The 8,458-nt window shown below is 39.2% G+C and carries 9 protein-coding genes and 1 pseudogene; 9 read left to right on the plus strand and 1 reads right to left on the minus strand.

The window, feature by feature from the left end; genetic code table 11:
* From HMPREF2933_RS07440 to phoU, 9 genes are all read left to right on the plus strand, one after another.
* The gene (locus HMPREF2933_RS07440; protein WP_024052397.1) at positions 1 to 285 is read left to right on the plus strand and encodes a UPF0223 family protein; all 285 of its coding nucleotides are present in this window, start codon (positions 1 to 3) and stop codon (positions 283 to 285) included.
* On the plus strand, positions 269 to 1,042 hold the full coding sequence (locus tag HMPREF2933_RS07445; RefSeq protein ID WP_024052398.1) for an inositol monophosphatase family protein: 774 nt from the start codon (positions 269 to 271) through the stop codon (positions 1,040 to 1,042). Before HMPREF2933_RS07440 ends, HMPREF2933_RS07445 begins: the two co-directional genes overlap by 17 nt.
* A complete protein-coding gene (locus tag HMPREF2933_RS07450; protein ID WP_070241714.1) occupies positions 1,043 to 2,347 on the plus strand; it encodes an RsmF rRNA methyltransferase first C-terminal domain-containing protein in 1,305 nt (434 codons plus the stop codon).
* Positions 2,348 to 2,452: 105 nt separating this feature from the next.
* Positions 2,453 to 3,319, plus strand: a complete 867-nt coding sequence (locus HMPREF2933_RS07455; RefSeq protein WP_024052400.1) for a phosphate ABC transporter substrate-binding protein PstS family protein — start codon at positions 2,453 to 2,455, stop codon at positions 3,317 to 3,319.
* A 21-nt stretch (positions 3,320 to 3,340) separates the two neighbouring features.
* Complete coding sequence (gene pstC / locus HMPREF2933_RS07460) at positions 3,341 to 4,252, plus strand: phosphate ABC transporter permease subunit PstC (protein WP_024052401.1); 912 nt, start codon at positions 3,341 to 3,343, stop codon at positions 4,250 to 4,252.
* Positions 4,242 to 5,126: a phosphate ABC transporter permease PstA gene (gene pstA, locus HMPREF2933_RS07465; protein WP_003024156.1), complete on the plus strand. Its 885-nt coding sequence runs from the start codon at positions 4,242 to 4,244 to the stop codon at positions 5,124 to 5,126. Before pstC ends, pstA begins: the two co-directional genes overlap by 11 nt.
* An 11-nt stretch (positions 5,127 to 5,137) precedes the next feature.
* Positions 5,138 to 5,941, plus strand: coding sequence for a phosphate ABC transporter ATP-binding protein PstB (pstB, locus tag HMPREF2933_RS07470; RefSeq protein ID WP_024052402.1), 804 nt, complete (start codon positions 5,138 to 5,140; stop codon positions 5,939 to 5,941).
* A gap of 42 nt (positions 5,942 to 5,983) precedes the next feature.
* The gene (gene pstB / locus HMPREF2933_RS07475) at positions 5,984 to 6,742 is read left to right on the plus strand and encodes a phosphate ABC transporter ATP-binding protein PstB (RefSeq protein ID WP_022526152.1); all 759 of its coding nucleotides are present in this window, start codon (positions 5,984 to 5,986) and stop codon (positions 6,740 to 6,742) included.
* 157 nt (positions 6,743 to 6,899) lie between these two features.
* Positions 6,900 to 7,553 (plus strand): phosphate signaling complex protein PhoU, encoded by a 654-nt coding sequence (gene phoU / locus HMPREF2933_RS07480; protein ID WP_003033270.1) that lies wholly within the window; start codon positions 6,900 to 6,902, stop codon positions 7,551 to 7,553.
* A gap of 108 nt (positions 7,554 to 7,661) precedes the next feature.
* Here phoU and HMPREF2933_RS07485 read toward each other — a convergent pair.
* Positions 7,662 to 8,299 (minus strand): annotated as a pseudogene (locus HMPREF2933_RS07485) (IS3 family transposase).
* Between the last annotated feature and the right edge of the window lie 159 nt (positions 8,300 to 8,458).

Consider the following 8,458-nt stretch of genomic DNA (forward strand, 5'->3'; position numbering starts at 1 on the left):
ATGAATAAAAATTATCGTTACCCACTAGACATGTCGTGGAGCACTGAAGAGCTTGCTTCAGTGCTTTCTTTTTTGAATGATGTTGAGCAGGCTTATGAAGCGAAAATAGCAGCAGAAAAGATATTAGCATCTTATCAACAATTCAAAAAAATTGTTCCAAGCAAAGCTGAAGAAAAGCGTATCGGACGTGAATTTGAAACAGCGAGTGGCTATTCTTTATATCGAGCCGTTCAAGCTGCAAAACAAAAGGAGAAAGGAACGTTTTCTCTTGGAAAAGAAATTTAATTTTGCCAAGCACATTGTACTGAATGCGGCTTCTTATATTAAAGAGCATTTGAATGATCAGTTGCAAATTGAGACCAAGTCCAGTCCGACTGATTTGGTAACTCAAATGGACAAAGAAGTTCAGGATAATTTAGTAACCTGGATTTTAGAAGCTTATCCTGCAGATCACATTTTAGCTGAGGAAAATGGCTTGCGTCATTCTATTTCAGATGGCAATGTTTGGGTCATTGATCCTATTGACGGCACGAATAACTTTGTAGCACAAAAAGCAGATTTTGCTGTTGTTCTGGCTTATTTTGAAAATGGCATTGGTCAATTTGGTGTCATTTATGATGTGATAGGAGATAAATTGTATCACGGCGGTGGTCAATTTGATGTCTATTGCAATGAGCAGAAATTGCTTCCCTACCAAGATCGCCCTTTAAATCAGTTTTTAATGGCATCAAATGCTGGTATTTTTGAGCGCAATGATTGGGGAATTGCGGATTTGGCAAAAGAAACCTTGGGCGTTCGAGTGTACGGAAGTGCTGCGATTAGTTTTAGCAAGGTTTTATCAGGACAACTGTTGACCTATATTTCCTATATTTGGCCTTGGGATTATGCTGCAGCTTCGATTATGGGAGATAAGCTAGGCTATATGACATTGACATTTGAGGGTGAGGAGCCTGATTTTGAAAGCCACCAAGGTATTATGATGATTCCAACTATGAAATTGAACGAAATTAAAAAATACATATATCGAAAGCGAGAGTATTAGATGAATTTTCCAAAAGGATTTGAAGAAAAGTACAACAATCTTTTGGGAGAGGAGGCTCCCTCTTTTTTTCTAACTTTCGATGAGGATCCAGTTTCCGCTTTTCGGGTCAATCCATTAAAAGAGCAGCAAAAAACTTTTCCAAATCCTATTCCAAATACGAACTGGGGTTATTATGGCAAAGTTTCTGGAAAATCAATAGAGCATGTCACAGGATTAGTCTATTCACAAGAACCTGCTGCACAAATGGTTGCCCAAGCTGCAGCGCCACAACAGAATATGAAAGTACTTGATTTGGCAGCAGCGCCGGGTGGAAAATCCACTCATCTATTGTCATACTTGAACAACACAGGTCTTCTTGTTTCCAATGAAATCAATCCAAAACGATGTAAAGTGTTAGTAGAAAATATTGAGCGATTTGGAGCGAGAAATGTTGTGGTGACAAATGAATCAGCTGGCAGATTAAGTCAAGTCTTTCAAGGTTATTTTGACTTGATTGTCTTAGATGCACCATGTTCTGGTGAAGGAATGTTTAGAAAGCAGCCAGAAGCAATGGAGTATTGGAGTGAATCTTATCCTGCTCAATGTGCACAGCTTCAACGTGAGATATTGGAAGATACGATAAAAATGTTGGCGACGAATGGTGAGTTGATTTACTCCACTTGTACTTGGGCACCAGAGGAAAACGAGGAAATCGTTGACTGGCTGTTAGAAAACTATCCACTTGAATTGGTTGAAATTCCAAAAATCAATGGTATGGTGGCTGGTATTCACTTTTCGGGAACTGCACGTATGTATCCTCATCATTTTAAGGGAGAGGGACAATTTGTTGCAAAATTTCGTTTTTATGGTGAGCAGTCAGCTAAAAAGATAAAGACAAGAAAAAGCTGTTTGACATCGGAGCAGAAGATGTTGTGGAAAGAGTTTCAAAGAGAACATCTTGCCATAGAGCTAACTGGCGAGTTACAGACTTTTGGTGAACATTTATATCTATTGCCACTAGGTCTTCCAGAATTATCGAAACTTAAAATTGCCAGAAATGGTTTGCACCTAGGTGTTTTTAAGAAAAAACGATTTGAACCGAGTTTTGCTTTAGGACTGACTTTAAAACCAAGTGAAGTAAAGCACATAATTGAAATTGATGAAGAGCAGTTTAAAAAGTACGTTGCCGGGGAGACAGTCAATCTCCATCAGAACACTGCAAATGGTTGGTATCAAGTTGTTGTCCAAGGTAATGGTTTAGGGTTTGCAAAAGTGACTGGAAATATTCTGAAAAATTATTTTCCAAAAGGCCTGAGATTTCAATAAAAAATCTTTCCAAATGTCTAAAGATATGCTATAGTGAGATTAGATGTGAAAAGATTAGGGAAATCTTAGAATGAAAATGCTTTCACATCTGAAAAGGAGTTTCATGTGATTAAACACAAAAAAATACTTTGGGCAGTCACTCTCGTGATTTGCAGCATTGGTCTTTCAGCCTGTTCTTCCTGGATTAACCGCGGTGAGGCGATAACAGCAGTTGGCTCAACAGCTCTACAACCGTTGGTTGAAGCAGTTGTGGATAAATACACCGAGGAAAATCCGAAAAAAATTGTAAATGTGCAAGGTGGAGGATCGGGAACTGGATTATCACAAGTCCAATCCGGTGCAGTAGATATTGGAAATAGCGATTTATTTGCAGAAGAAAAAAGTGGTATCAATGCTAAGGCTTTAGTTGATCATCAGGTCGCTGTTGCAGGTACTGCTATCATAGCAAATAAAGGGATTAAGATAAACAACTTAACCACAGAGCAGCTATGTAAAATTTTTACCGGAGAATACACCAATTGGAAGCAAGTTGGTGGTCAAGATTTGGAAATTACCATCATCAACCGTGCCGTTGGTTCTGGTAGTCGAGCAGTTTTTGATAGTGTTATTATGAATGGCAAAGAAGCCAAGCAGGCGCAGGAGCAGGATTCTAACGGAATGGTCAAAACAATTGTTTCACAGACTCCAGGTGCCATTTCTTACTTAGTTTTTTCTTATGTGGACACGAGTGTGAAAAGTTTAAACTTGAATGGCTACAAGCCAACGAAGAAGAATGTGACAACGAACAACTGGCCTATTTGGTCTTATGAGCACATGTATACTAAGGGAGAACCTAACAAATTAGCTAAAAAACTTCTAGATTATATGATGACAGCAGAAGTCCAAAATAATATTGTTGGTAAAATGGGTTACATTCCTATCAACGACATGAAAGTTACTCGTAGTCTTGACGGAACTATCAGCTCAAAGTAAAAGAAAGAATTTAGGAATAACATGAACGAAGTAGCAAAAAAAATGCTGACAAAGTCAAAAAACTCTCGTTTAGAAACATTTGGAAAAACCATTACTTTTCTTTGCATGAGTTTAATTGTTTTTGTCGTTGCAATGATTTTATTATTTGTAGCGGAGAAAGGACTTTCGACTTTCTTTGTTAATAAAGTAAACATCTTCAGTTTTCTTTTTGGAACAAGGTGGAATCCATCCGGTAGGGAATTCGGTGCTTTACCAATGATTCTGGGCTCTTTCCTCGTAACTCTCCTATCAGCTTTATTAGCAACACCATTTGCAATTGGAGCAGCTGTTTTTATGACGGAGGTTTCCCCTAAAGGCTCAAAAATTCTACAACCAGCTATTGAACTTCTAGTCGGAATTCCATCGGTTGTGTATGGATTTATTGGATTACAGGTAGTTGTTCCCTTTGTTCGCAGTATCTTTGGTGGAACAGGTTTTGGAATCTTATCAGGAATTTTTGTTCTTTTTGTCATGATTTTACCAACGGTGACCTTTATGACAACAGATAGCCTGCGTGCTGTACCGCGGCATTATCGAGAAGCTAGTATGGCAATGGGAGCGACTCGTTGGCAAACGATTTGGCGTGTGACGCTAAAAGCAGCTCGCTCAGGTATTTTTACGGCTATTGTCTTTGGAATGGCTCGTGCCTTTGGTGAAGCTTTGGCGATTCAAATGGTTGTCGGAAATTCAGCGGTTATCCCAACTTCTCTGACAACACCTGCTGCAACCTTGACCTCTATTTTAACAATGGGAATTGGAAATACCGTTATGGGAACCGTTAATAACAATGTCTTGTGGTCGCTTGCTCTGGTTCTTCTTTTGATGAGTTTAGCCTTCAATACTGTGATTAAATTGATTACAAAGGAAAGAGGTAAGAAGAACTATGCACGCTAAAAAGATGGATAAATTAGCAACAGGCGTCCTTTATACCATTGCAGGAATCATTGTTGCTATTCTTGCTTCCTTGATTTTGTACATTTTAGTAAGGGGCTTACCTCATGTTTCGTGGAAATTCTTGACTGGACAATCGTCTTCCTATCAAGCGGGCGGCGGAATTGGAATTCAGCTCTATAATTCATTGTTTCTGTTAGTTATCACCTTGATTATTTCCATTCCTCTATCAATGGGAGCAGGGATTTACTTGTCTGAATATGCTAAAAAAGGCCCAGTGACAGATTTTGTCAGAACCTGTATTGAAATTTTATCCTCCTTGCCTTCCGTTGTTGTGGGTCTCTTTGGATATTTGATTTTTGTTATTCAATTCCAATATGGTTTCTCAATCATTTCTGGAGCCTTGGCTTTGACTGTATTTAATCTACCGCAGATGACACGTAGTGTGGAAGACAGCTTACAGCATGTGCATCATACACAGCGCGAAGCTGGACTTGCACTTGGCATCTCTCGCTGGGAAACGATCGTCCATGTCGTCGTTCCAGAAGCGTTACCAAGTATTGTGACGGGGATTGTATTAGCTTCTGGACGTATTTTTGGGGAAGCTGCTGCGCTTATCTATACAGCAGGTCAGTCTGCCCCAGCACTTGACTGGTCAAATTGGAATATTTTCAGTGTAACTAGCCCAATTTCTGTTTTTCGTCAAGCTGAAACTTTGGCTGTTCACATTTGGAAAGTCAATAGTGAAGGAACGATTCCTGATGCAGTAGAAGTGTCAGCTGGATCAGCGGCAGTACTTCTTATCTTTATTTTAATCTTTAACCTTGGAGCTCGTAAGCTCGGAAGTTATCTGCATAAGAAATTAACATCTGCCTAAAAGGAGAAGAAATGACAGAATATAACTGGAATGAAAAACATATCGTTACTTTTCCTGAGGAAGAGGTTGTTTTATCAACGAAGGGTTTGCATGTTTACTATGGTAAAAACGAATCCATTAAAGGGGTTGATATGCAGTTCAAGAAAAATAAGATTACAGCTCTTATCGGGCCTTCAGGTTCTGGTAAGTCAACCTATCTTCGCAGCTTGAATCGGATGAATGATACGATTGACATTGCTAAGGTCACTGGTGAGATCTGGTATGAAGGTATTGACATTAATCGCCCAGATATCAATGTCTATGAAATGCGGAAGCATATCGGAATGGTCTTTCAAAGACCAAATCCTTTTGCCAAATCTGTTTACCGCAACATCACCTTTGCGCATGAACGTGCCGGTGTTAAGGATAAGAAAATCTTAGATGAAATTGTAGAAACATCTCTAAAACAAGCAGCTCTGTGGGAACAGGTAAAGGATGACCTTCATAAATCTGCTTTGATGTTATCAGGCGGTCAGCAGCAACGTCTCTGCATTGCCAGAGCCATTTCCGTGAAGCCAGAAATACTTCTAATGGATGAACCTGCTTCTGCACTCGATCCAATCGCAACAGCGCAGTTAGAAGAAACGATGTTAGAGTTGAAGAAGAACTATACGATTATCATCGTGACCCACAGCATGCAGCAAGCGGCGCGTGCGAGCGATTATACCGGTTTCTTCTATCTTGGTGATTTAATCGAATATGATGAAACAGCCAATATTTTCCAAAATGCTAAGTTACAGTCTACAAATGACTATGTTTCTGGTCATTTTGGCTAAGAAAATTGCTGATTAATTAGAATTTATTAAAGGACTATCAGAATGACAGAACCTATTTTACAAATCAAGGACTTGTCGGTTTATTATAACAAAAAGAAAGCACTTAATAGTGTATCGTTGGATGTATTGCCTCATGAGATTACAGCTTTGATTGGTCCTTCTGGGTCGGGAAAATCAACACTCTTAAAAGCAATTAATCGCATGGGTGATTTAAATCCAGAGGTGACAACGACAGGTACTGTAATTTATAACGGGCACAATATTTACAGTCCACGGACAGATACGGTGGAGCTTCGCAAAGAAATTGGAATGGTTTTTCAACAGCCCAATCCATTTCCAATGACGATTTATGAAAATGTTGTCTACGGTTTGCGAATCAATGGTGTTAAAGACAAAGAGATACTAGATGAAGTAGTTGAAACATCATTAAAAGGAGCATCTATTTGGGATGAAGTGAAAGATCGTTTGAATGATTCAGCGATTGGTTTGTCAGGCGGTCAGCAGCAACGTGTCTGTGTGGCTCGTGTTTTGGCGACGAGTCCGAAAATCATCCTTTTAGATGAGCCAACATCAGCACTTGATCCCATTTCTGCAGGAAAAATTGAAGAAACACTTCATGGGCTGAAAGATCAATATACAATGTTACTCGTAACCCGCTCAATGCAACAGGCTAGTCGTATTTCAGATAAGACAGCTTTCTTCCTAAATGGTGATTTGATTGAGTTTAATGCCACGAAAGAGATGTTCCTCAGTCCGATTCATAAGGAAACGGAAGATTATATCACAGGCAAGTTTGGTTAGAGATTGTAATTGTTCACTACAATATTGTGGTTATTTCTAATGTTTTGGAGATTACCGATTTCCTATATATATAAATGCACATATGCTTGTAGACAAGAATTATGTAAAAAGATGGATTTTCGTATAAAATTCTTTAGATCTTAGGAAAGGAAAATTTATGCTTAGAGTACAATTTGAAGAAGACTTAGCAAAACTTCATAACCAATTTTATGCAATGGGAAATGAAGTTTTGTCACAGATTAATCGCACAGTTCGTGCATTTGTGACCCACGATCGTGAATTAGCAAAAGAGGTTATCGAAGAAGACGCAGAAGTAAATGAATATGAAGTAAAGTTGGAGAAAAAATCTCTGGAAATTATTGCTTTGCAGCAGCCAGTTTCACAAGACTTACGCACAGTTATTACAGTTTTGAAAGCAAGTAGTGATGTGGAAAGGATGGGGGATCATGCCGTTTCCATTGCACAAGCGACGATCCGCATGAAAGGAGAAGTTCGCATCCAGTCTGTTGAGGAAGAAATCAGCAAGATGGGGCGTGATGTTAAGAACTTTGTGGAAGCAGCGCTTGATCTTTACCTTAATGGCGACGTGGATAAGGCCTATGAAGTAGCTGCTATGGATGAGAAAATCAATCAGTACTTTGATGATATTCGAGACTTAGCAACGCAAGAAATTAAGTCAAATCCAGATTTGATTGTTACAGGTCGTGATTACTTCCAAGTTATTTCGTACTTAGAACGTATTGGTGATTACGCCAAAAATATCTGTGAATGGGTTGTTTATTTTGAAACAGGTAAAATTGTTGAAATGTAAATACTAACTTAAAAAATTTGAGAATCGGTACTGCACCCCAATAATGGGACAGAAGAAAAAACCTTTTTAGGCGACCAGATTTCTGTAATCTACAGGAGACCGGTCGTTTCATCTCTGTTGAATTCTAGTTTCATTATAAAATATGATGTAGATTTGACAATATCTGTTCTACTATCTTTGGTTAAGTTTCTCCAGTTATGGAGATAGAAGGTTTCAGACTTTAGGACAGAATGAAACCATTCGATACAGGCATTATCTGCTGGTGTTCCCTTACGGGACATAGAGCGGGTGATGCCTTTTTCTGTGCAAGCCTGGTAATAAGCTTTTGAGGTGTAGACAGAGCCCTGATCGCTGTGCAACAGCGCTCCTTGAGACACATTCAGTTGGTTCAAAGTATCCAACACAAAGTCCGTATCCTGACAATCTGAGATTGTATAAGCCACAATCTCACGATTATAGAGGTCCATGATAGAGGAAAGGTAGAGTTTACAGTTTCCAAAGTAGAGGTAGGTCATGTCTGTGACTAGCTTCTCCAGTGGCTTTTCTGCTTGATAATCACGGTCTAGCTTATTTTCTGTTACATAGTAGGGCTTACCTAGACTCAGTCCCTTCTTAGGACGTACACGGCAGAACCAACCATTCTCCTTCATGATACGATAAACCTTTTTAGGATTGATGACAAGGTTATCCCTCTTCTTGAGCAATCGAGTGATGGTACGGTAGCCGTAGATAACCTGATTTCCCATACAGATTCGCTCGATTTTTTCTACAACCTCGTCCCTTTTTTAGGCTTCTCACCTTCTGCTTTCCAACGGTAGAAAGTGGATCGTTTGATACCAAAACAGTCCAGAGTGACGGATACTGAGCAGACGTTTTTGTATTCTTCCACCAGCTTGATAAGACTT

This window comes from Streptococcus sp. HMSC066F10, from assembly GCF_001813805.1.
In the GTDB taxonomy this organism is placed as follows: Bacteria; Bacillota; Bacilli; order Lactobacillales; family Streptococcaceae; genus Streptococcus; species Streptococcus vaginalis.